Annotated in this window: 23 protein-coding genes, 1 tRNA gene and 1 pseudogene; 11 read left to right on the top strand and 14 right to left on the bottom strand. The window is 57.5% G+C overall.

The window, feature by feature from the left end; genetic code table 11:
- Positions 1-39 precede the first annotated feature (39 nt).
- The 7 genes from hscB to trmJ form a co-directional block, all read right to left on the bottom strand.
- On the bottom strand, positions 40-561 hold the full coding sequence (gene hscB / locus MO767_RS19750) for a co-chaperone HscB (protein WP_282481869.1): 522 nt from the start codon (positions 559-561) through the stop codon (positions 40-42).
- A gap of 8 nt (positions 562-569) precedes the next feature.
- Positions 570-893: an iron-sulfur cluster assembly protein IscA gene (gene iscA / locus MO767_RS19745; protein WP_007903589.1), complete on the bottom strand. Its 324-nt coding sequence runs from the start codon at positions 891-893 to the stop codon at positions 570-572.
- Positions 894-927: 34 nt separating this feature from the next.
- Complete coding sequence (gene iscU, locus MO767_RS19740) at positions 928-1,314, bottom strand: Fe-S cluster assembly scaffold IscU (protein ID WP_003443374.1); 387 nt, start codon at positions 1,312-1,314, stop codon at positions 928-930.
- A gap of 84 nt (positions 1,315-1,398) precedes the next feature.
- The gene (locus MO767_RS19735) at positions 1,399-2,613 is read right to left on the bottom strand and encodes an IscS subfamily cysteine desulfurase (RefSeq protein WP_282481868.1); all 1,215 of its coding nucleotides are present in this window, start codon (positions 2,611-2,613) and stop codon (positions 1,399-1,401) included.
- A 50-nt stretch (positions 2,614-2,663) separates the two neighbouring features.
- A complete protein-coding gene (gene iscR, locus MO767_RS19730; RefSeq protein ID WP_282481867.1) occupies positions 2,664-3,155 on the bottom strand; it encodes a Fe-S cluster assembly transcriptional regulator IscR in 492 nt (163 codons plus the stop codon).
- A gap of 266 nt (positions 3,156-3,421) precedes the next feature.
- On the bottom strand, positions 3,422-4,198 hold the full coding sequence (gene cysE / locus MO767_RS19725; protein WP_282481866.1) for a serine O-acetyltransferase: 777 nt from the start codon (positions 4,196-4,198) through the stop codon (positions 3,422-3,424).
- A gap of 2 nt (positions 4,199-4,200) precedes the next feature.
- Complete coding sequence (trmJ, locus tag MO767_RS19720; protein WP_056743185.1) at positions 4,201-4,971, bottom strand: tRNA (cytosine(32)/uridine(32)-2'-O)-methyltransferase TrmJ; 771 nt, start codon at positions 4,969-4,971, stop codon at positions 4,201-4,203.
- A gap of 146 nt (positions 4,972-5,117) precedes the next feature.
- Between trmJ and suhB the strand changes: the two genes are divergently transcribed.
- Entirely contained in the window at positions 5,118-5,933 is an 816-nt protein-coding gene (suhB, locus tag MO767_RS19715) for an inositol-phosphate phosphatase (protein ID WP_033061458.1), read from the top strand.
- A gap of 61 nt (positions 5,934-5,994) precedes the next feature.
- On the opposite strand, the gene MO767_RS19710 is transcribed toward suhB, so the two are convergent.
- The 6 genes from MO767_RS19710 to queA form a co-directional block, all read right to left on the bottom strand.
- Positions 5,995-6,543: a glycine zipper 2TM domain-containing protein gene (locus tag MO767_RS19710; RefSeq protein WP_134417293.1), complete on the bottom strand. Its 549-nt coding sequence runs from the start codon at positions 6,541-6,543 to the stop codon at positions 5,995-5,997.
- Between the two features lie 120 nt (positions 6,544-6,663).
- Positions 6,664-7,578 carry a protein translocase subunit SecF gene (gene secF, locus MO767_RS19705; RefSeq protein WP_282481865.1) on the bottom strand — a complete coding sequence of 305 codons (915 nt, stop codon included), beginning with the start codon at positions 7,576-7,578 and terminating at the stop codon, positions 6,664-6,666.
- 9 nt (positions 7,579-7,587) lie between these two features.
- Positions 7,588-9,456: a protein translocase subunit SecD gene (gene secD / locus MO767_RS19700; protein ID WP_282481864.1), complete on the bottom strand. Its 1,869-nt coding sequence runs from the start codon at positions 9,454-9,456 to the stop codon at positions 7,588-7,590.
- Positions 9,457-9,519: 63 nt separating this feature from the next.
- On the bottom strand, positions 9,520-9,858 hold the full coding sequence (gene yajC / locus MO767_RS19695) for a preprotein translocase subunit YajC (protein ID WP_129438205.1): 339 nt from the start codon (positions 9,856-9,858) through the stop codon (positions 9,520-9,522).
- 43 nt (positions 9,859-9,901) lie between these two features.
- The gene (tgt, locus tag MO767_RS19690; RefSeq protein WP_161990833.1) at positions 9,902-11,017 is read right to left on the bottom strand and encodes a tRNA guanosine(34) transglycosylase Tgt; all 1,116 of its coding nucleotides are present in this window, start codon (positions 11,015-11,017) and stop codon (positions 9,902-9,904) included.
- Positions 11,018-11,031: 14 nt separating this feature from the next.
- Positions 11,032-12,081, bottom strand: coding sequence for a tRNA preQ1(34) S-adenosylmethionine ribosyltransferase-isomerase QueA (gene queA / locus MO767_RS19685; RefSeq protein WP_140683970.1), 1,050 nt, complete (start codon positions 12,079-12,081; stop codon positions 11,032-11,034).
- A gap of 107 nt (positions 12,082-12,188) precedes the next feature.
- Between queA and MO767_RS19680 the strand changes: the two genes are divergently transcribed.
- The 9 genes from MO767_RS19680 (at position 12,189) to MO767_RS19640 (ending at position 19,973) form a co-directional block, all read left to right on the top strand.
- Positions 12,189-12,273, top strand: a tRNA-Leu gene (locus MO767_RS19680).
- A 210-nt stretch (positions 12,274-12,483) separates the two neighbouring features.
- Positions 12,484-13,692 carry an integrase arm-type DNA-binding domain-containing protein gene (locus tag MO767_RS19675; protein ID WP_282481863.1) on the top strand — a complete coding sequence of 403 codons (1,209 nt, stop codon included), beginning with the start codon at positions 12,484-12,486 and terminating at the stop codon, positions 13,690-13,692.
- A 98-nt stretch (positions 13,693-13,790) separates the two neighbouring features.
- On the top strand, positions 13,791-14,645 hold the full coding sequence (locus tag MO767_RS19670; protein ID WP_282481862.1) for a DUF6387 family protein: 855 nt from the start codon (positions 13,791-13,793) through the stop codon (positions 14,643-14,645).
- A gap of 99 nt (positions 14,646-14,744) precedes the next feature.
- Entirely contained in the window at positions 14,745-14,954 is a 210-nt protein-coding gene (locus tag MO767_RS19665) for an AlpA family phage regulatory protein (protein WP_282481861.1), read from the top strand.
- Positions 14,955-15,494: 540 nt separating this feature from the next.
- Positions 15,495-16,289: a phage antirepressor protein gene (locus tag MO767_RS19660; protein ID WP_282481860.1), complete on the top strand. Its 795-nt coding sequence runs from the start codon at positions 15,495-15,497 to the stop codon at positions 16,287-16,289.
- Positions 16,290-16,294: 5 nt separating this feature from the next.
- Entirely contained in the window at positions 16,295-17,155 is an 861-nt protein-coding gene (locus MO767_RS19655) for a helix-turn-helix domain-containing protein (RefSeq protein WP_282481859.1), read from the top strand.
- On the top strand, positions 17,142-17,825 hold the full coding sequence (locus MO767_RS19650; RefSeq protein ID WP_282481858.1) for a hypothetical protein: 684 nt from the start codon (positions 17,142-17,144) through the stop codon (positions 17,823-17,825). Before MO767_RS19655 ends, MO767_RS19650 begins: the two co-directional genes overlap by 14 nt.
- Complete coding sequence (locus MO767_RS19645; RefSeq protein ID WP_282481857.1) at positions 17,818-19,131, top strand: site-specific integrase; 1,314 nt, start codon at positions 17,818-17,820, stop codon at positions 19,129-19,131. The genes MO767_RS19650 and MO767_RS19645 overlap by 8 nt, the downstream gene beginning before the upstream one ends.
- A 506-nt stretch (positions 19,132-19,637) precedes the next feature.
- The gene (locus MO767_RS19640) at positions 19,638-19,973 is read left to right on the top strand and encodes a terminase small subunit (RefSeq protein ID WP_282481856.1); all 336 of its coding nucleotides are present in this window, start codon (positions 19,638-19,640) and stop codon (positions 19,971-19,973) included.
- A 644-nt stretch (positions 19,974-20,617) separates the two neighbouring features.
- Here the strand turns inward: MO767_RS19640 and MO767_RS19635 are convergent.
- Positions 20,618-20,767: pseudogene (locus MO767_RS19635) on the bottom strand (WYL domain-containing protein); the annotation flags it as partial.
- 330 nt (positions 20,768-21,097) lie between these two features.
- Between MO767_RS19635 and MO767_RS19630 the strand changes: the two are divergent.
- Entirely contained in the window at positions 21,098-21,313 is a 216-nt protein-coding gene (locus MO767_RS19630) for a hypothetical protein (RefSeq protein ID WP_282481855.1), read from the top strand.
- Positions 21,314-21,491: the final 178 nt, after the last annotated feature.

The following is a 21,491-nucleotide window of genomic DNA, read 5'->3' as shown; positions in this document are numbered from 1 at the left end:
TTATCTGTATATCAGGCGTGCGACCGGAGCGGCACTGGGTTAATCGTCGAGGCGCTCTTCTAGCTGGCGCACTTCGTAGGTGAGCTTGTCGAGGAACTGCATGCGCCGCATCAGGCGTTCGGCCTGTTCACGGTGCCCCGCATCATTCCAACAAGCCGCGAAGCTTTGGTTCAGTACATCCTGGGCGGTTTTCAGGCGACGCTTGAACACTGCAACACCGGCCAGATCGGCATTGTCTTGCAGGTCTTCGAGCTCTTCACGCAGCTCCATCTGCTGCAGAAGGAACTCCGGATCATGCACCGTGACCTCCAGCGGCAACTCACCACCATTCAAGGCGAGCAAGTAACGCGCGCGCTTAGGGGGACTTTTGAGCGTCTGGTAGGCCTCGTTGAGGCTCGCGGATTGCTCTAGCGCCAACCGCTGCTCACGCTCGGAAGCGTCAGCAAAGCGGTCCGGATGAACACTGCGCGCCAACTCACGGTAGCGCGTAGCCAGCTGGTCGAGGTCCAGATTGAAACTCGGTTGCAGCTCAAATAAAGCGAAATGACAAGGAGTACCCACGACAAGCCTCAGATGTTGAAGCTTTCGCCGCAGCCACATTCACCGCGCACGTTGGGGTTGTTGAACTTGAAGCCTTCGTTCAACCCTTCCTTGACGAAATCAAGTTCGGTGCCGTCCAGGTAGGCCAGGCTTTTCGGGTCGATGATCACTTTCTCGCCGTGACTTTCGAACACCTGATCCTCTGCAACCACCTCGTCGACAAACTCCAGCACGTAGGCAAGGCCGGAACAGCCTGTGGTGCGAACACCCAGACGAATCCCTTCACCTTTGCCGCGCCCGTTGAGGGAGCGTCGCACGTGTTGAGCAGCCGCTTCTGTCATGCTGATAGCCATCGGTGACTCCTTACTCGTCGCCAAAACTTGAAAGTCAGATCAAGCCTTTCTTCTGCTTGTAGTCGCGAACGGCCGCTTTGATAGCGTCTTCAGCAAGTACGGAGCAGTGAATTTTTACTGGCGGCAGAGCCAGTTCTTCAGCCAGCTGAGTGTTTTTGATGGTCTCTGCTTCATCCAGAGTCTTGCCTTTCATCCACTCGGTCGCCAGGGAGCTGGAGGCGATAGCCGAACCGCAACCGTAGGTCTTGAACTTGGCGTCTTCGATGATGCCTTGCTCGTTGACCTTGATCTGCAGACGCATCACGTCGCCGCACGCCGGAGCGCCGACCATGCCGGTGCCGACATCAGGGTCTTCCGCGTCCATCTTGCCGACGTTGCGCGGGTTCTCGTAGTGGTCAATGACCTTTTCGCTGTAAGCCATGATTCTTAATCCTCACTCATCAGAGAGTCGCTCTTGAAGCCCTGCGCCCGAGGGTTCACAGGGCCGGTTTGCGGCGACTTGAAATCAGTGTGCCGCCCACTCGATTTTCGAAATGTCGACACCGTCTTTGTACATGTCCCACAGCGGCGACAGAGTGCGCAGCTTGGTAACGGCCTCGCAGACTTTCTGCGCGGCGTAGTCGATTTCTTCTTCGGTGGTGAAACGGCCGAAGGTGAAGCGAATCGAGCTGTGTGCCAGTTCGTCGTTGCGGCCCAGGGCGCGCAGCACGTACGAAGGCTCAAGGGAAGCCGAGGTGCAGGCCGAACCGGATGAAACCGCCAGATCCTTGAGCGCCATGATCAGCGACTCGCCTTCAACGTAGTTGAAGCTCAGGTTCAGGTTGTGCGGAACACGAGCGGTCATGCTGCCGTTGATGTACAGCTCTTCCAGGCCTTCGACCTGCTTGAAGAAGCGGTCACTCAGCGCCTTGATGCGGATGTTCTCGGCAACCATGTCTTCCTTGGCTACGCGGAAGGCTTCGCCCATGCCGACGATCTGGTGGGTCGCCAGGGTGCCGGAACGCATGCCACGCTCGTGACCGCCGCCGTGCATGGTCGCTTCGATGCGAACACGCGGCTTGCGGCTCACGTACAGTGCGCCGATGCCTTTAGGGCCGTAGGTTTTGTGGGCAGAGAACGACATCATGTCGACTTTCAGCTTCGACAGGTCGATATCGACCTTGCCGGTGGACTGAGCAGCGTCGACGTGGAACAGGATGCCCTTGGAGCGGGTCAGTTCGCCGATCGCAGCGATGTCGTTGATGGTGCCGATTTCGTTGTTCACGTGCATGACCGAAACCAGGATGGTGTCGTCACGCAGGGCAGCTTCGATCATCTCTGGGGTGACCAGACCATCAGTGCGAGGCTCGATGTAAGTGACTTCGAAGCCTTCACGCTCCAGTTGGCGCATGGTGTCGAGGACAGCCTTGTGCTCAATCTTGGTGGTGATCAGGTGTTTGCCTTTGGCGGCATAGAAATGCGCCGCACCCTTGATTGCCAGGTTGTCGGACTCGGTGGCACCGGAGGTCCAGACGATTTCACGCGGGTCGGCGTTGACCAGGTCAGCGACCTGACGACGAGCGTTTTCGACGGACTCTTCAGCTTTCCAGCCGAACACGTGAGAACGGGACGCCGGGTTACCGAAGTTTCCGTCGACCAGCAGGCATTCGCTCATCTTTTGCGCTACACGCGGATCAACCGGGGTGGTCGCAGAGTAATCAAGGTAAATCGGCAATTTCATGGACTATCTCCTAAATCAGGCTGGCTGGCGTGCCGCTAGCTCTTTGGCTGTCATTCGACGGCGGACGCTTCAATCTTGTCCAGGTGTGGCGCTTTGCTGTTGCAACGGCGCTGATCCTGACGCTGGGCTACTTCTTGTACCTCACGGCGAGTGACAAGGTCAGCCAAGCTGATACCGCTGAGAAATTCGTGAATCTGCAGGCTCAGATCGCACCACAAGTGGTGGGTCAGGCAGGTGTCGCCTTGATGGCAATCACCTTGGCCCTGGCACTTGGTGGCATCGACCGATTCGTTAACCGCATCGATCACCTGGGCAACCTGGATCCCCTGCATGTCGCGCGACAGCTGGTAGCCGCCGCCTGGACCACGGACGCTGGACACCAGATTGCTGCGGCGCAATTTGGCGAAGAGCTGTTCGAGGTAGGACAGGGAGATGCCTTGGCGCTCGGAGATATCAGCCAGGGACACCGGCCCGTGCTGCGCGTGCAACGCCAGGTCAAGCATGGCGGTTACGGCGTATCGGCCTTTTGTAGTCAGTCGCATGGACAATTACCACGGAGTTCGGAATGGGGCGAGTATGCAATTCCCGAGTATTTAAGTCAACTATAAGACCTAGTACTTTAGTCAGGATTACCCGCAAAAGAGCGGGCGCATCATATCAGGGTCTGCAGCCTAATGGCACACCGCCGAGCGCTGTGTCATTACCTGATCGCGACCTGTAGGAGCCGCCGAAGGCTGCGATCTTTTGACTTTGCACTTCAAAAACCATAATCAAAAGATCGCAGCCTTCGGCAGCCCCTACATTGACCTCAACCAGCCTTGGTTTCGTCTTTGTCTTTTACGCAGGCGAAGTCTTCTTCGCGCAACTCAGGCAGATCCTTGGCGCAATAGTTACTACCCAGATCCTTCAGCGCGCCGCACATCCCTTCCAGACGACCATCGACCGCCTGCAGGTGATCCAGCAACTGACCAATGGCACGCGCCACCGGATCAGGCATGTCTTCGCCGACACCGTAGGCATCGAAACCGATCTTCTCGGCCATGGCCTTGCGCTTGGCATCTTGCTCGTCGTCAGACTTGACGATGATTCGACCAGGAATCCCGACCACCGTCGCACCCGCCGGAACTGCCTTGGTGACCACAGCATTGGAACCAACCTTGGCGCCGGCGCCGACTGTAAACGGACCCAGCACCTTGGCCCCTGCCCCGACCACCACGCCATCTTCCAGAGTCGGGTGACGCTTGCCCTTGTTCCAGCTGGTGCCACCCAGGGTCACGCCCTGATAAAGGGTGACGTCATTGCCGATCTCAGCGGTCTCACCGATGACGATGCCCATGCCATGGTCGATAAAGAAGCGACGACCGACCTTGGCACCCGGATGAATTTCGATCCCGGTCAGCCAGCGCCCGAAGTTGGAGACCACACGCGCCAGCCATTTCCAGCCCATGCCCCACAGGGCCGACGACAGACGATGAATCCAGATGGCATGCATGCCGGGGTAGCACGTCAGGACTTCAAAGGCGTTGCGTGCTGCCGGATCACGATGGAAAACACTCTGGATATCTTCACGCAAACGCTCGAACATTTTTAATCCTTCCGTTTAAGAAGCTCGCCACGGGCCGCTTTCTGGGTTTCCGTGAGGATGCCACGCAATATATTCATTTCCGCCCGGCTGACCGAGCTGCGTCCGTACAACCGGCGCAGGCGCGCCATCAAGTGCCGTGGTTTTTCCGGATCGAGGAATTCAATGGCCACCAGGGTTTGCTCCAGGTGCTCATAGAATCGCTCCAACTCATCCATGGTCGCCAGCTCACCACTTTTGGTGGACGCCACTTCATCCTTCTCGACCTTGCTCGGCTGACCTTGGGCCGCGAGCCAGGACATACGCACTTCATAGCTCAACACCTGCACCGCTGCCCCTAGGTTCAGCGAACTGAACTCAGGGTCTGACGGGATGTGCACGTGGTAATGACATCGCTGCAGCTCTTCATTGGTCAGGCCGGAATCTTCACGACCAAAAACCAAAGCAATTTCAGCGCCCTGCGCGGCTTCCTCGACCACTTTCACGCCGCATTCGCGGGGATCGAGCAACGGCCAGGGAATGCGACGGTCACGGGCGCTGGTGCCAAGCACCAGATTGCAGCCGACCAAGGCATCTTCCAAGGTGGCGACGACTTGCGCGTTTTCAAGGATGTCACCAGCACCAGAAGCACGAGCATCGGCTTCGTGATGCGGGAACAACCGCGGTTCGACCAGCACCAGCCGCGACAGGCCCATGTTCTTCATGGCACGCGCAGCACCGCCGATATTCCCGGGGTGGCTGGTATTGACCAGGACGACACGAATGTTTTGCAGCAAGGGAGGCGCTCTCGAACACTTTAATGGGGAGCAGAATCTTACAGCTCAACCTACCGTTAAGCTATGAAAGCGAACACTGACCTTCACCTGTAGAAACTTTCTGATAGAATGCCCGGCTTTCTTTAACAACCTTAGGTGACACATCCATGCAGCCCATGCTGAATATCGCGCTGCGCGCCGCCCGCAGCGCCAGTGAATTGATCTTCCGCTCCATCGAGCGCCTGGATACCATCAAGGTCGACGAAAAAGACGCCAAGGATTACGTATCCGAGGTGGATCGCGCCGCCGAGCAGAAAATCATCGACGCGCTGCGCAAGGCCTACCCTACCCACGGCATTCTCGGTGAAGAAACCGGCATGCACCCTGGTAGCGGCGAAGGCGAAGACTACCTGTGGATCATCGACCCACTGGACGGCACCACTAACTTCCTGCGCGGCATTCCTCACTTCGCTGTCAGCATCGCCTGCAAATACCGCGGCCGCCTGGAACACGCAGTTGTTCTGGACCCGGTTCGCCAGGAAGAATTCACCGCCAGCCGTGGTCGCGGCGCTCAGCTGAATGGTCGTCGCCTGCGCGTCAGCGGCCGCACCAGCCTGGACGGCGCCCTGCTGGGTACCGGCTTCCCGTTCCGCGATGACCAAATGGACAACCTCGACAACTACCTGGGCATGTTCCGCGCCCTGGTTGGCCAGACTGCCGGCATCCGCCGTGCTGGCTCGGCGAGCCTGGACCTGGCTTACGTAGCGGCTGGCCGTTTCGACGCATTCTGGGAGTCGGGCCTGTCCGAATGGGACATGGCTGCAGGCGCCCTGCTGATTCAGGAAGCAGGCGGCCTGGTGAGCGACTTCACCGGCGGTCACGACTTCCTTGAGAAAGGCCACGTCGTTGCCGGTAACACCAAATGCTTCAAAGCAGTGCTGACGGCCATCCAGCCGCACCTGCCGGCCTCGCTGAAACGCTAAGCGAGCAGCCACAAAAAAAGCACCCTTCGGGGTGCTTTTTTTTAATCTGAATTTCAGCTATTTACTGAGCCGGCTCGTTCTGCCCCAAGATCAGCTTGCCTTCCTTGTCGACCGGAATCTGGTTGCCCGGATCGCGATCCATCCGCACCTTGCCTTCCTTGCCATCCAGCGAATAACGGACGTCATACCCTACGACCTTGTCACTGATGTCATTCACCGTATTGCAGCGAGTTTGGGTCGTGGTGTAGGTGTCACGCTCCTGCATGCCTTCTTGCACCTTGTTACCCGCATAACCGCCGCCGACCGCACCGGCCACTGTGGCGATCTTTTTGCCAGTACCGCCGCCGATCTGATTACCCAACAGACCACCAGCCAGCGCACCGACCACCGTACCTGCGATCTGGTGTTGATCTTTGACCGGCGCTTGCCGGGTTACTGCAACGTCCTTGCACACTTCACGTGGCGTCTTGATTTGTGTCTTGACCGGTTCAACGGCTAGAACTTGCGCATATTCAGGGCCGCTTTTAACCAGCTTGTAGGTGGCAACAGCACCCCCGGCAGTTACGCCGACAGCACCCAATACCGCACCAACCAGCAACGACTTGTTCACATGAACCTCCTGACCATCACATACGGGACAAGCCCGCGCTTCTCCCAGCCTTGGAGCATAAAAAAAGGCGCGAGTTCAATACTCGCGCCTTTTCGGCAGACAGCTGGTAAACGATAGCCGTTATGGGCGCTCGTCGATTTCCTTATCGGTAGCCACTGCAGGAATCAGATCCTCGGTGCTCAGGTTCAGCCAGATCAGCACGACGTTGGCGATGTAGATCGACGAGTAGGTACCCGCCAACACACCGATAAACAGCGCAATGGAGAAGCCGAACAGGTTGTCGCCACCAAAGAACAACAGGGCCGCGATCGCCAGCAAAGTAGAGATCGACGTTGCCATGGTCCGCAGCAGGGTCTGGGTGGTCGAGATGTTGATATTCTCGATCAGGGTCGCCTTGCGCAGTACGCGGAAGTTCTCACGAACCCGGTCGAATACCACGATGGTGTCGTTGAGCGAGTAACCGATAATCGCCAGCACCGCCGCCAGCACCGTCAGGTCGAAGGTGATCTGGAAGAACGAGAGGATACCGACGGTCACGATCACGTCGTGAATCAACGAAACGATGGCACCGACCGCAAACTTCCACTGAAAGCGGAAAGCCAGGTAGATCAGGATGCCACCCAGCGCCATCAGCATGCCGAGGCCGCCTTGGTCGCGCAGCTCTTCACCGACCTGAGGGCCGACGAACTCGACCCGCTTGACCGTCGCCGGGTTATCGCCGCCGACCTTCAGCAGCGCTTCAGCTACCTGATGACCCAGTTGCGGGTCTTCACCCGGCATGCGCACCAGCAAATCGGTGGTTGCACCGAAGCTCTGCACGATAGCCTCGTGATAACCCGAAGTGACCAGTTGCTCACGCACCTTGGTGACATCGGCCGGACGCTCGTAGGTCAGCTCGATGAGCGTACCGCCGGTGAAGTCCAGCCCCCAGTTCATGCCCTTGGTGGCAACACTGAACAACGCCAGTGCGGTAAGGAACAATGTGACGCCGAACGCAAAGTTGCGAACGCCCATGAAGTTGATTGTACGTAACATGGCAGCCCCTTAAATCCACAACTTCTTGAAGTCACGACCGCCGAAGATCAGGTTGACCATCGCGCGGGTCACCATGATGGCCGTGAACATCGAGGTAAAGATCCCGAGGGACATGGTCACTGCGAAACCTTTGACTGGACCGGTGCCCATCGCAAAGAGAATCCCGCCGACCAACAAGGTTGTCAGGTTGGCGTCGAGAATCGCGGTGAATGCCCGGCCGAAGCCTTCGTTGATTGCCCGTTGTACGGTCATGCCAGCCGCGATCTCTTCACGTATCCGCGAGAAGATCAGAACGTTGGCGTCGACGGCCATACCCATGGTCAACACGATACCGGCGATACCCGGCAGGGTCAGCGTTGCACCCAGCAGCGACATCAGGGCCAGCAGCAGCACCATGTTCACCGCCAGAGCGACGGTGGCGATGATGCCGAAGAAGCGGTAGATGGCCATGATAAACAGCGAGACAAACAGCATGCCCCACAGCGATGCATCGATACCTTTGACGATGTTGTCGGCACCCAGGCTTGGGCCAATGGTACGTTCTTCAGCGAAGTACATCGGCGCAGCCAGACCACCGGCACGCAGCAGCAGCGCCAGTTCGGACGACTCGCCCTGGCCGTTCAGGCCAGTGATGCGGAACTGAGCACCCAGCGGCGACTGAATGGTCGCCAGGCTGATGATCTTCTTCTCTTCCTTGAATGTCTGAACCGGCACGTCTTTCTCGACGCCGTTAACCACTTGCTTGACGTAAGTGGTCACCGGACGTTGCTCGATAAAGATCACCGCCATGCTGCGACCGACGTTGCTGCGAGTCGCACGACTCATCAGCTCGCCACCGTGGCCATCCAGACGGATGTTCACTTCTGGCGTGCCGTGCTCGCCGAAGCCAGCCTTGGCGTCAGTCACCTGGTCACCAGTGATGATCAGGCCACGCTCGATCTGCGCCGGCGGACGCTTGCCTTCACGGAACTCGAAGGTTTCGGAAGTGGCTTTCGAAGCGCCTGGCTCAGCGGCCAGACGGAACTCAAGGTTGGCCGTCTTGCCGAGGATACGCTTGGCTTCGGCGGTGTCTTGCACGCCCGGCAGCTCAACCACGATGCGGTTGGCGCCCTGACGCTGAACGATTGGCTCGGCAACACCCAGCTCGTTGACGCGGTTACGTACCGTGGTCAAGTTCTGCTTGATGGAGTATTCGCGGATTTCCGCCAGCTTGGCCGGGGTCATCGCCAGACGCAGTACCGGTTGGCCATTGAGGTCGGCCGGAACAATGTCGAAATCGTTGAAGCTCTTGCGGACCAGCGTACGGGCTTGTTCGCGGGCTGCTTCATCAGCGAAGCCCAGCTGAATGGCACCGTTGAGTTGCGGCAGGCTGCGATAGCGCAGTTTCTCTTTACGCAACAGGCTCTTGACGTCGCCTTCGTAGACTTTCAGGCGTGCGTCGAGGGCTTTGTCCATGTCCACTTCCAGCAGGAAGTGCACACCACCGGACAAGTCCAGACCCAGCTTCATCGGGTGCGCGGCCAGGCTACGCAGCCATTGCGGGGTGGTTTGTGCCAGGTTCAGCGCAACGACGTAGTCATCACCCAATGCCTTGCGCACGACGTCCTTGGCAGGTAGCTGATCTTCAGCCTTGGCCAGACGAATCAGACCGCCCTTGCCGTTTGCTGCCAGGGTGGCAGCCTTGACGTTGATCCCGGATTCCTTGAGCGCTGTGCTCACACGATCCAGATCAGCCTGATTGACCAACAGCGCAGTGCTTGCACCGCTGACCTGAATGGCCGGGTCATCAGGATATAGATTGGGAGCGGAATAAATCAGACCGACCGCCAGCACCGCCAGGATCAGAATGTATTTCCACAGAGGGTATTTGTTCAGCATCACGCCGCCCGCTTATGACGCGGGGCGCCTTGCGCGCCCCGTCGATTGAGTAGAAGTTGAAACTTAGATCGCTTTTAGCGTGCCTTTTGGCAGCGTGGCGGCGATGGCGCCTTTCTGGAACTTCATTTCGATCGTGTCGGAAACTTCCAGAACAACGAAGTCGTCTGCCACTTTAGTGATCTTGCCGGCGATACCACCGGTGGTCACAACTTCGTCGCCTTTCTGCAGGCTGCCGAGCAGGTTCTTCTGCTCTTTGGCGCGCTTGGCCTGTGGACGCCAGATCATCAGATAGAAGATGACCAGGAAACCGACCAGGAAAATCCACTCAAAACCGCCACCCATTGGGCCGGCAGCAGCAGGTGCAGCAGCGTCAGCCATGGCATTAGAGATAAAAAAGCTCATTTAGCACTCCAGTTGCAAATGTTGAATCTAGGGGTCAGAAAACTCAGTCCAAAGGCGGAACAGGTAACCCGCGTTTGGCGTAGAAGGCATCGACAAAGGCGGCCAATGTACCCTGTTGAATAGCCTCGCGCAAACCAGCCATAAGCACCTGGTAATGGCGCAAATTGTGGATGGTATTCAACATGCTACCCAGCATTTCGCCGCACTTGTCCAGATGGTGCAGATAAGCACGGGAGAAGTTCTGGCAGGTGTAGCAATCGCAGGTCGGATCCAGCGGCGAATCATCATGGCGATGGAACGCGTTACGGATCTTCAGCACGCCTGTATCAATGAACAGATGCCCATTGCGGGCATTACGGGTTGGCATCACGCAATCGAACATGTCCACACCGCGGCGCACACCCTCAACCAGATCTTCCGGTTTGCCAACGCCCATAAGGTAACGAGGTTTGTCAGCCGGCATCTGACCCGGCAGGTAATCGAGCACCTTGATCATCTCGTGCTTCGGCTCGCCTACCGACAGACCGCCGATGGCCAGACCATCGAAGCCGATATTGTCGAGGCCTTCCAGGGAGCGCATGCGCAGATCCTGGTGCATGCCGCCCTGAACAATGCCAAACAGTGCCGCAGTGTTGTCGCCATGGGCTTCTTTCGAACGCTTGGCCCAACGCAACGACAGCTCCATCGATACCCGCGCGACATCTTCGTCAGCCGGGTACGGGGTGCATTCGTCAAAGATCATCACGATGTCCGAGCCCAGATCGCGCTGGACCTGCATCGACTCTTCCGGGCCCATGAACACTTTGGCGCCGTCGACCGGAGAAGCGAAGGTCACGCCCTCCTCCTTGATCTTGCGCATCGCGCCCAGGCTGAACACCTGGAAACCGCCGGAGTCGGTCAGAATCGGGCCTTTCCACTGCATGAAATCGTGCAGGTCGCCGTGCTTCTTGATCACTTCGGTGCCAGGACGCAGCCACAAGTGGAAGGTGTTACCCAGAATGATTTCCGCGCCCGTGGCGGTGATATCCCGCGGCAACATGCCCTTGACCGTGCCGTACGTGCCCACCGGCATGAAGGCCGGGGTCTCGACGGTACCGCGCGGGAAGGTCAAACGACCGCGACGAGCCTTGCCGTCAGTAGCAAGCAACTCAAACGACATACGACTTTGGCGACTCATTCTTTGTCCTCAGGGCCACGTGGTGCGGGGTTACGGGTGATAAACATCGCATCACCGTAGCTGAAAAAGCGGTATTCATGCTCGACGGCGGCTTTATAAGCGGCCATGGCTTCGGGATAACCGGCGAACGCCGAAACCAGCATCAACAGCGTGGATTCGGGCAAATGAAAGTTGGTGACCAGGGCATCGACCACATGAAACGGCCGGCCCGGGTAGATAAAGATGTCGGTGTCGCCACTGAACGGCTTGAGCACGCCATCGCGCGCGGCACTTTCCAGGGAACGCACGCTGGTGGTCCCCACCGCCACCACGCGACCACCGCGAGCGCGGCAGGCCTCGACGGCATCGACCACGTCCTGACCGACTTCCAGCCACTCACTGTGCATGTGGTGGTCTTCGATCTTCTCGACGCGCACCGGCTGGAACGTGCCCGCGCCGACGTGCAAGGTCACGAACGCCGTCTCGACGCCCTTGGCGGCAATCGCTTCCATCAGCGGCTGATCGAAATGCAGCCCCGCCGTCGGCGCCGCCACCGCGCCCAAACGCTCGGCGTACACCGTCTGATAACGCTCGCGGTCCGAGCCTTCATCCGGGCGGTCTATATAAGGCGGCAACGGCATGTGCCCGACGCGATCAAGCAGCGGCAACACCTCTTCGGCGAACCCCAACTCAAACAACGCGTCGTGACGCGCCAGCATTTCGGCTTCGCCACCGCCATCAATCAGGATCTTCGACCCCGGCTTCGGCGACTTGCTGGAACGCACATGGGCCAGCACGCGATGACTGTCGAGCACCCGCTCCACCAGGATTTCCAGCTTGCCGCCGGAAGCCTTCTGGCCAAACAGCCGCGCCGGAATCACCCGGGTATTGTTGAACACCATCAAATCGCCCGGGCGCAAATGCTCGAGCAAATCAGTGAATTGACGGTGTGCCAGGGCGCCGCTGACCCCATCAAGGGTCAACAGGCGACTGTTGCGACGCTCGGCCAAAGGGTGGCGAGCGATCAGCGAATCTGGGAGTTCGAAAGTAAAGTCAGCAACGCGCATGATGGGGTTCGTCTAGCAGGGGCCGGAAGTCTAGCCGAAATAGTGAAAATTCTCTATGTACCTGATTGACCGACGGTAATCTCATCTCTATACTTCGCCGCCATTGAGCCCTGATGGCGGAATTGGTAGACGCGGCGGATTCAAAATCCGTTTTCGCAAGAAGTGGGAGTTCGAGTCTCCCTCGGGGCACCATGTACATATATCCAGCGGTCCCTACCAGACCTTGGAAAGCAGATAAACCGGCACTTACGCCGGTTTTTTTTGTGCCTGCGATTCCCGTGCGCTCCCTTGCAAGCCCAACGTTATGTGAGTAGATTCGTGAGTAGATGAGTTTGGTCTAGAAATCTACTCACACATCGACGGGTACTCACTCCCGCCAGCGCTAGCGCTGAGGGGATTGCCGTGGCACTCACCGATACAGCCGCTCGAACAGCGAAACCGCGCGAAAAGCTTTACCGCATGGCAGATGCGGCGGGGCTGTGCCTCGAAGTAACACCTAGCGGTTCAAAGCTATGGCGATTCCGATATCGCTTCGGCGGCAAAGCTAAAATGATGGGGTTGGGCGCTTATCCCACCGTCACCCTCGCCAAGGCCAGGGAGCGCCGCGAGGATGCCCGTCGCCTGCTGGCCAACGGCATAGATCCCACCGCCCACAAACAAGCTGAAAAAACCGCTCAATCCGCCCTCGCTCACACTTTCGAGGAGTTGGCACGCGAGTGGTACGCCTACAACTCACCACGCTGGGCCACCTCCACAGCAGCCAAGGCGCTGCAATATATGGAGGCTGACATTCTCCCCGTTATCGGCCAGCGCCCGGTGCAAGAAGTCACACGACCCGAACTGGTCGCCTTGGTGCGCAAGGTCGAGAAGCGCGGCGCGCTCAACGTCGCCGGAAAAATTCGCCAGTGGTTAAGTCAGATTTTTCGCTACGGTCTTGCCAAGGGCTCAGTGGAGTCGAACCCTGCCACCGACTTGGATGTGGTCGCAGCAATCGCACCACGCACCAAAAATCACCCACATGTACCCCTCTCGGAAATCCCCATTCTTCTGGGCAAGCTCGATGCTGCCAAATGCGATGTAATGACCCGCATCGCCGTGCGCTTGCTTCTATTAACGGGCGTGCGCCCCGGAGAACTGCGCCACGCACCTTGGAGCGAGATTGATCTGGAGTCAGCCACCTGGACGATACCGGCGGCCCGAATGAAGGCACGTCGACCGCATGTCGTCCCACTCCCCCGTCAGGCGGTCGCCAGTCTGCTCGAGCTCAAGGAGATCACCGGGAGTTACCCCATCGCATTCCCGGGTCGGAACAACCGGGAACGCCCTCAGTCCGAAAACACCGTTAACAAGGCGCTGCACCAGATTGGCTATGAAGGTCGGCAGACCGGCCACGGATTTCGCCATCTGCTCAGTACCGAGCTAAACAGCCGCGGCTTCAATCGGGACTGGATCGAGCGCCAACTGGCCCATGGCGACCAAGATGAGATACGCGACACCTACAACCACGCCCACTATCTCGAGCAGCGCCGGCAAATGATGCAAGCCTGGGCTGATTCGATAGATGCACTTTGTGCTGGCTTAAACGTGGTGAGTATCAAGCGCAAGGCATGACAGCTTTGGCTGGCCTCGCCCTCGCGGTGAAAAGCGGACGTCCCATCCGTATGGTTGGCTGATCCATTCAATATGGGAGTGATTAGGAACGCATAATAATGGCCAAATTTATACGCTTTGCAGAACTGCCGGAGTTTTTCGATCTCAAAAACTATTTGTCTGTCAGCCAAATTGGCGCAATGGAGTGGTTCAGACTTCTTTCACAAAGGTGTTATCTGCTCCAAGCATTGAGAACTCGCGAGCATGCGGATCGGGACCTCGCCGAAGCCGCGAGCGCGGCATTTGTTCGGGATATCAAAAATATGAGAGGAATCCCTGTCGAAGATACCGATATACCTGACTTTTTCGGTCCTCATGGATATATGCAGTTCCTTGCTGATGAACAGCGCGGTGTCATTCCGCTGACATTCAGACATGTGTATGAGCACGCAAGCTCCATGAATCACTTTGCGGGTCCAGAAAAATGGATTGCAGAGATGATTAAAATCACATCAGAAAACGTCCATACTTCTGTGACTGTAGATCCTCCATTGTTTCTCAACTACCTACTGAGAATGGATGAAACGTTAGCTGGTGTCATAGTAGATTTGCGTCTGCCCAAAGCGCAATTGATAACGGATTTCAAGGATTGGCTTTCACATGCAAAAGCTCAAACTGACCAATCGTCAGTAACAAAAACCCGTTACGCACCTAAATATAAAGATTGGGCACGCTATGGGCTTTTACCATTTCTGGATTTGCTAATCTGGAAAATGGAAACGGGCGCCACCATCTCTGCCGATGTGATGGCTCAAGCCGTTCATGCTGGTGGTCACCGCAACGCGGGCAACCTTATAACGTCCACAATCAAGTGCTTCGACGAACTGAACATGTACCGTTTAGCCGATCTTCAGAACCTCGCCGCCAAAGAGGCAGCTGATCGTATGTCCGACCTTAAAAAGAGCAAACACTAATTTTCTGTAACATTTAGGTCACTGAAACTTGCCACGAAAAAATTCGCCGTTAAGCGTTTAATTGTAGCCATGCCCAGCCAACCTCAGGAGGTGCTCGGAATGGCTACTCAAGAACCCCGCCGCTTTATCCGCATCAAAGAAGTCCTATCGATCACTTCATTGAGCCAGTCGGAGTTATATCGTCGAATCAAGACCGGCACTTTTCCGACCCAAGTGAAGCTGGCGCCAAGCCATTCGGCCTGGGTGCAGTCCGAGGTTGACTCGTGGGTGACCGAGCGCATAGCCGAATCACGCATCGAGGCGGCGTGATGATTAATCAATCGATCTCTCGCACCCTTTTGCTTCAGACATGCCCACTTTTCAGGCTGGGCCTCCAACATTCGTTCTTAACTGCGAGCAAAGCCCCTCTCTACCGCACAAAGGCAATTCTCGCCCTTCACGCCAACGCATCGCTATCTGCCCGACTCGCACGCTATAACAGATATATGGCAACTGCCCGCTTCCTGGAGGCGAAATCAGCATCCGGTAAAAACTTCGAATTACCGGAATACCCTCCTCCCTCATCCAGTCAGGACCTTGGAGGATCAATCTGATGCGCGCCCTTCGACGCTCAACACATGACCGGCAACTTGGAAACTGCCTCGACAACACCAGTCGCCCACTCCAGATCCACGGTCGCAACACCAGCATTTTTCGATTGGCACTGCCCCATTAAGAAAAGGGCTTAATCATGATGACTTTCCAACACTGCCCAATGGCGGTGACACCGAAGGCTCGCCCGAAATTTGAAAAATCGATTCCGGATCGTGCTTGGGCAGATTTGTCGGAAACATACTCGAGGGCTGCCAAATGACCAGCGTGCCGTCCAAGGGTGGCGATGCGGTCACCATGATCAGTCTGGAACTGGTCGACTTCATCAACAGCCGCCGAACCGAAGGTGCGCCCACTTTGGGGCACAACGACTTCCTTAAAAAAGTCCCCAGGGTTCTGAAAAAAGATGCGGGAAAATTTTCCCACATCTATCTCGACTCAATGAACCGCCGACAAAAATGCTACCGCCTACCCAAGCGTGAGTGTTGCCTCATGGCGATGTCCTACAGCTACGAGCTGCAGGCGGCCGTGTTTGACCACATGAGCGAACTGGAACTGCGACTCGCACAGCGGGCCGCTTTCCCCATCCCACAGACTCGCGCAGATGCGTTGCGCCTAGCGGCCGACCTCGACGAACACAACGCCAGACTTCTGCTGGAGAACAGAGACCTCAGGCTGGGGCTTGAAACCCCTGAGCCGTCTTTCCAGGTAGGGCTGACGCCCGTGCAGTTCTGTCGCACCTTGAACGGGGTCAACAGTCAGAAAATCAATCACTTCCTACTGGACGCCGACTGGATTTACAACGCCGAAACTGATCCTGATCGCGCGCCGAAATATCGGACCCGAAGTCGTGCCCGCGACAACTATCTGGCCGAAGATGTGCGCAGCATTGCTCGGCCTGGCCAGAAGCCAATCCTGACCTATTCGTTGACGCTGTTGCTGGCGGGCTCCAGACGGCTCCACGAGTGGTACCTGGAGCAAAAGCTGCCGATGAAGTCCACTTGGGATGGCTCGCTGATGCAGCGCTGGAGCTACCGGGAGGACCTTCAATGAGCACGATGATCATGAGTGCCTGCTGGCCATTGCAGGACATGAGTGCGACGCAAAAGGCCGTGTTGATCTCGCTGGCAGACAACGCCAATGACGAAGGCGTCTGCTGGCCCTCAGTGCCCAAGATTGCCATGCGCACCTGCCTGTCAGAACGGGCTGTTCAGGGCAGCATCAGGTGGCTGTGTTCCACCGGGATTTTGTCAACGGCTGAGCGACTGGGGCGCTCTACGCTCTATACCCTGACCCCCGCAGCCTATGCACCCCCGCAGCAACCGCGCCCCGCAGATGCTGTGAAATATACCCCGCAGGAGCTGCACCCCTCCCCCGCACAAGCTGCACCACCCCCCCGCAGCAGCTGCACCCAGAACCGTAATAGAACCTACAAGGAACCGTCAGCAGAACCGCCAGCTTTTTTGCCGGCCCGGTTCGGGCAGTCCATCGGCGAGGCAGGTGAAAAGGTTTCCGTGAAGACCCAGAAGGAGCCGGACGATGAGGATCGCAAACAGGCCTGCCGAAATATCTGGCTGGCGTACTCGACCGCCTATTTCGACCGCTACCAGACCGAGCCCGTTCGAAATCAAAAAGTGAACGCGCAAGTCAACGACCTGCTCAAGCGTCTGGGAAAAGTCGAGGCACCGGGAGTAGCCGCCTATTTCGTCGGTATCAACGATTCATATCTGATCCGTGAATGCCATGCCTTCGGCGCGCTGCTGGCCAAGGCCGAAGCGTTCCGTACGCAATGGGCGACCAACGCGCAGGTCAATTCCGTCACGGCGCGGCAGATCGAGAACACCCAGGCCAACCTGAACACCGCCGAACAGGCCAAGGCCATGATCCGCAAGGAGGGTTCGAAAAATGCTTTCCTCTGACGAAAAATCGCAACTGGTCGACGCGTTGTGCGTCACGGCGGAAGCCATGGGCACCACCCTGAGTCCCGGCGCCGCGAAAATGATGGTCGATGATCTGGCCCGGTTTCCGGTGGTCGAACTGGTCACCGCCCTGCGCGCGTGCCGTCATGAGGTCACCGGGCGCCTGACCTTGGCGGCGATCATGCAGCGGGTCCAGGCGGCCGATGGCCGACCGGGCAAGGACGAAGCCTGGTCCATTGCGCTCGCCGCCAGTGACCAATTCGACACCGTGGTGATGACCGAAGAAATTTTGCTGGCCATGTCGGTGGCTGAACCAGTTCTGCACCAAGGCGACAAGGTCGGGGCGCGCATGGCCTTCATCTCGGCGTATGAGCGCCTGGTGTGTGCTGCCCGCCAGCAACTCAAGCCCACCGACTGGCGAGTGTCGATGGGGTTTGACCCTCAACGACGGGTCATGGCCATCGATCAGGCCGTGCTGATGCAGCGGTTATCTCCGGACGCCGCCAAGCAAACCCTGATCAGTTTGGCCTGTGCGCCGGTGACCGAAAATGCACAAGCGATTGCCGGTCTGATCACCGGTGAGCCTGGTGCCCCCTCGTCAGACGTCAGGGATCGATTGCGCCGTATCCGCGACGCCATGCTGCGGCAGCAGGAGCGCCCCCATGAATAACGTACCTGCACCAAGCAAAACGCTGCACGTGCTCGTGACTGACGTCGAGATTCGCAAATATGCGGCAACCCAGGTCCAGCAGTTGCGCGACCCGCGCTTCCCGGCCTTACGCTTTCGCTACGCCTCCACCAATCGGGCCAAAGGCTCATGGTTTGTCGTGGTCGGCGACAAATGGGGCAAGGCCGGTAACTACCCGGATATCAATGCAAAGGCCATGCAGGCCACACTGCCGGCGATTCTGCTGCGACGGGCTGCCGAGCCGGGTGCACGCTCGACGGTCAACCGCTGGCAAACGGTCGGTGATCTGCTGACGTGGTACCTGGACCGTATGTCCCGTGATCGTGGTTTATCGGCCAAACGCAAAGCCAGCGCCAAGTCGGCCGTGCGCTGCCAATTACACCCCCGACTGAACGCCTTGCCGTTGACCGGCCTGGACCGCGCCACCCTCGACCAGCTGTTGTTGTGGCCGATGCAGGAACAGTACGCCCTGTCGTTTGTTCGCTCGGTGTACGGCGTATTGACCGTGGCCTTCCACCAGGCCGCGCGACTGGGTCTGATCGCGATCAATCCCATGGCCAGCTTGAAATTCAACGATTTTGTGCAGACCCGGATCAAGCCCAAGCCGGCGCATTTGCGCGCGGAAGACCTGGAAGAGGTCTTGGCGAACCTCAGCACAGAGTTCGCGACATCCCCCGTCGGAGGCATGCTGGTGCTGATGATGCTGTGCCATGGCACCCGTTTGGGTGAAACCCGGGTGGCGCGCTGGAAGCACATCGACCTGACCCGCCGCCACTGGTTCATCCCTGCCGACGACACCAAGACCAAGCGCGAACTCACCCTGCCCCTGACCGATCAGGTGTGTGCGTTGCTGCGGCGCTACCGCGAGCACCAGGCCGCCCGCGGCTACGTCGGTGCCTACCTGTTTCCCGGCCAGTCGCGACACCCCTTGAGTGCGAGCAAGGCCAGCCAGGTGTTTGTCCGTTTGGGTCAGGGCAACTGGACCAGCCACGACCTGCGCAAAGTCGCCCGTACCGCCTGGATGGACTTGGGCGTGGACTACCTGGTGGGCGAGATGCTGGTCAACCATGCGATGAACACCCTGACCGCCACCTACATCCACACCAGCGCCGACACGCTGAAACGCAAGGCGTTGGAGGACTGGCATGCATGGCTCGACGAGCGAGGGTTTGCGGCGCTGCATACCCGGACAGGACCGGGACAGGCGACTTCGATAACCGTGCTGCACGCCCCTGCGCACAAGGCTCCCGGTCAATCCCAGGATCCATTGCCGAGGAGGATGTTTTGAGGTTCAACGAGAGGGGTCATCACTTTCGTTCATCACACCTTTTGAGGCCAACGTCTGACGGTGGATGCCGATGATCTGGCCGCCGAACCTCACGGTGCTTCCCGAGCAGGGACGGCCAAAGCGCTGAGGTGAATCGAACGCCTCAAGACGCCGCAGAGGCCAGCCCGGTCGGAGTCGGAACTCCGAATGTGAAAAGGTACTCCTGGCCCCCACCCCCCTTTGGGGGTAATTCGAACCCCGACGTCGGACGATGTATGAGTTTTTTTGACGAAGCCCGGTTCCGCTTTTATTTATGTGCATTGGAGGTAGTTATGGCGAATCAAAAAGAGCTGGCCCAACACCTGGACTTGACCGATCGGCAAGTTCGCTACTTGCTTGCAGACGGTATCCTGCCCACCTCGCGGGGCAATGGCGGTTTAAATCTTCAGCACTGTCGCTAGGCGTACTTTCGTTACTTAAGAGGTCTCAGCAGCGGCCAGGTAAAAGCGGAAGCGGGTCATCTGGTTGTGGACGGTATCGACCCCTCGATCGAATACCACCTCATGATTGAGAAGGTGAGGTTAACGAAGGCGCAGGCCGTCGCTCAGGAGAAAAAGAACGAGGTCATGCAGCAGCAATTGATACCCGTGGAGATTGCCACATTCGTCTTGAGCAAAGTCGCATCGCAGATCGCTTCGCTGCTTGACACCGTGCCACTCAAACTCCGACGTAAACATCCCGAGATGGACCCCAGGCACCTTGAGTCGCTGGAGCGAGAAATTGCACTGGCACGCAATTTGATGGCTCAGGTAGACGAGAAACTGGATGAGTATCTGGACGAATACTTTGAGCTGTATGCCTGAGGCGCTCAGCTGCTAACAAGAAAATTGTCGCGTCAGGTGGGCGCGGCAGCTTTCTTGAAGAAATGTGGCTTGCCCCATAGTTGACCCATCAATGCTTGAGCTGAAATCATGGTCTCAGGCAGCTGCAAACCCTGTTGGCTCAAACCAGAATCACTGCCCTCCACCCCCAGACTGTTAAATTTGACTCTGCGTCCCATGACAGCGTCCACAACGTCCGGGACGCATATTCTTCATCTGCCCCGTCTGCATCTGGCGATTCCTCTCTTGCGCCATGAGCCGGTTGTCCATTGATCCGGATAGCTCTGCATCGTCGTAACATAGGACATCCACAAGCCATCTGACCGCTCAGATTACTCATCCAGGACATGTAAAAGCTCGCTATCTCAACGCTGCTGCATAGTTGAGCGAATGCATTCAACCGAATGAGGGGGATTTTTAACACTTACGCAAACACGCCTGTCAGGTCCGCACGGCCTCTTGTCAAATCAGCGGAGAAACCCCCAACACTCTCGAGTGTCGGCGCGAATGCAAAGCTGCTATGGACGAGCAAAGGACAACGGATTGGCACACCTAGGGACCGGCGCTTGGGCGGACGTAGGATGAACAAAGCAGAGCCACGCTTTGCTTCTTTGTGGACGTCCAATTTAGTCATAAAGCCAAGGCTTCACCTCATTTAAATAGCCCACTACAATCTGCTGCGCTTCCGTCTTAGGATTCAGATTTTTCGGATCAATCTGGAAGCGCTGCAAGACGTACTTCACCAGAGCCTGGCGGCTGGGAATTTCCAACTGCCCTGTTGCCGCTGACCGAAAACTGCCCCAGTAAAGGCTGTTCTGCCGACTGAAAACTGACCCAGGTGTTCAACTGCTTCTGCTCACTTTCCGAGGAGGAGTCCATATACGGATGCTCAGCCTAGTTCTGCTACTGGCCGAAACTGCCGCTTGCACTCAAGTATTTATGCCAATAATGGATTGGGCGTAGCTCACGCCCTTCCCCCTAGCCAGACTGGCTACCCCCCCCCAACCTCATCGCTTTGTAGCAACTTCTAAGCAAGTCGCAGTTACCGCCCATCAGGAATACGACCGGTACTATGCTTGTGTTTTTCCTCGAAAGGAGTCGACGTTATGCCAAGTGAATATTCGCTGTCGGATGTGCTGGAAAGGATTTACCACAATCAGTTGGCCCTTGAGGCCGCTGTGATGGAGTTAACGCTCCAGGCCGAGAAGCAGGGATTAACCGAGGTAGGCGAAAATGTCCGCGGAGCGCTGGACACTATTGGCGAGAACGCAGGCCATATCAAACAGGGACTTGCGCGACTGAAAGGATTGGACCTCCTTTGACAGGTAGTTATTGGCCAGGAGGAGACGTTGGCGCCTTCCAAGCATTCTTTGGTCGTTGTCTAATGCCCCCCATTTAGATTCCCGATAATGCCCTACCTCTGAACGTAGGTCGAATGCGAGGAAGTGTAGTGGTCAACTGATCCCGGACACGGTTTTAAGGTTTTCTTCGGTTTTTGCC

Source organism: Pseudomonas sp. UYIF39 (assembly GCF_029963765.1).
GTDB lineage: Bacteria > Pseudomonadota > Gammaproteobacteria > Pseudomonadales > Pseudomonadaceae > Aquipseudomonas.
The sequence above is the reverse complement of the archived record's forward strand: the minus strand, read 5'-3'. Positions and strand labels throughout refer to the sequence as shown.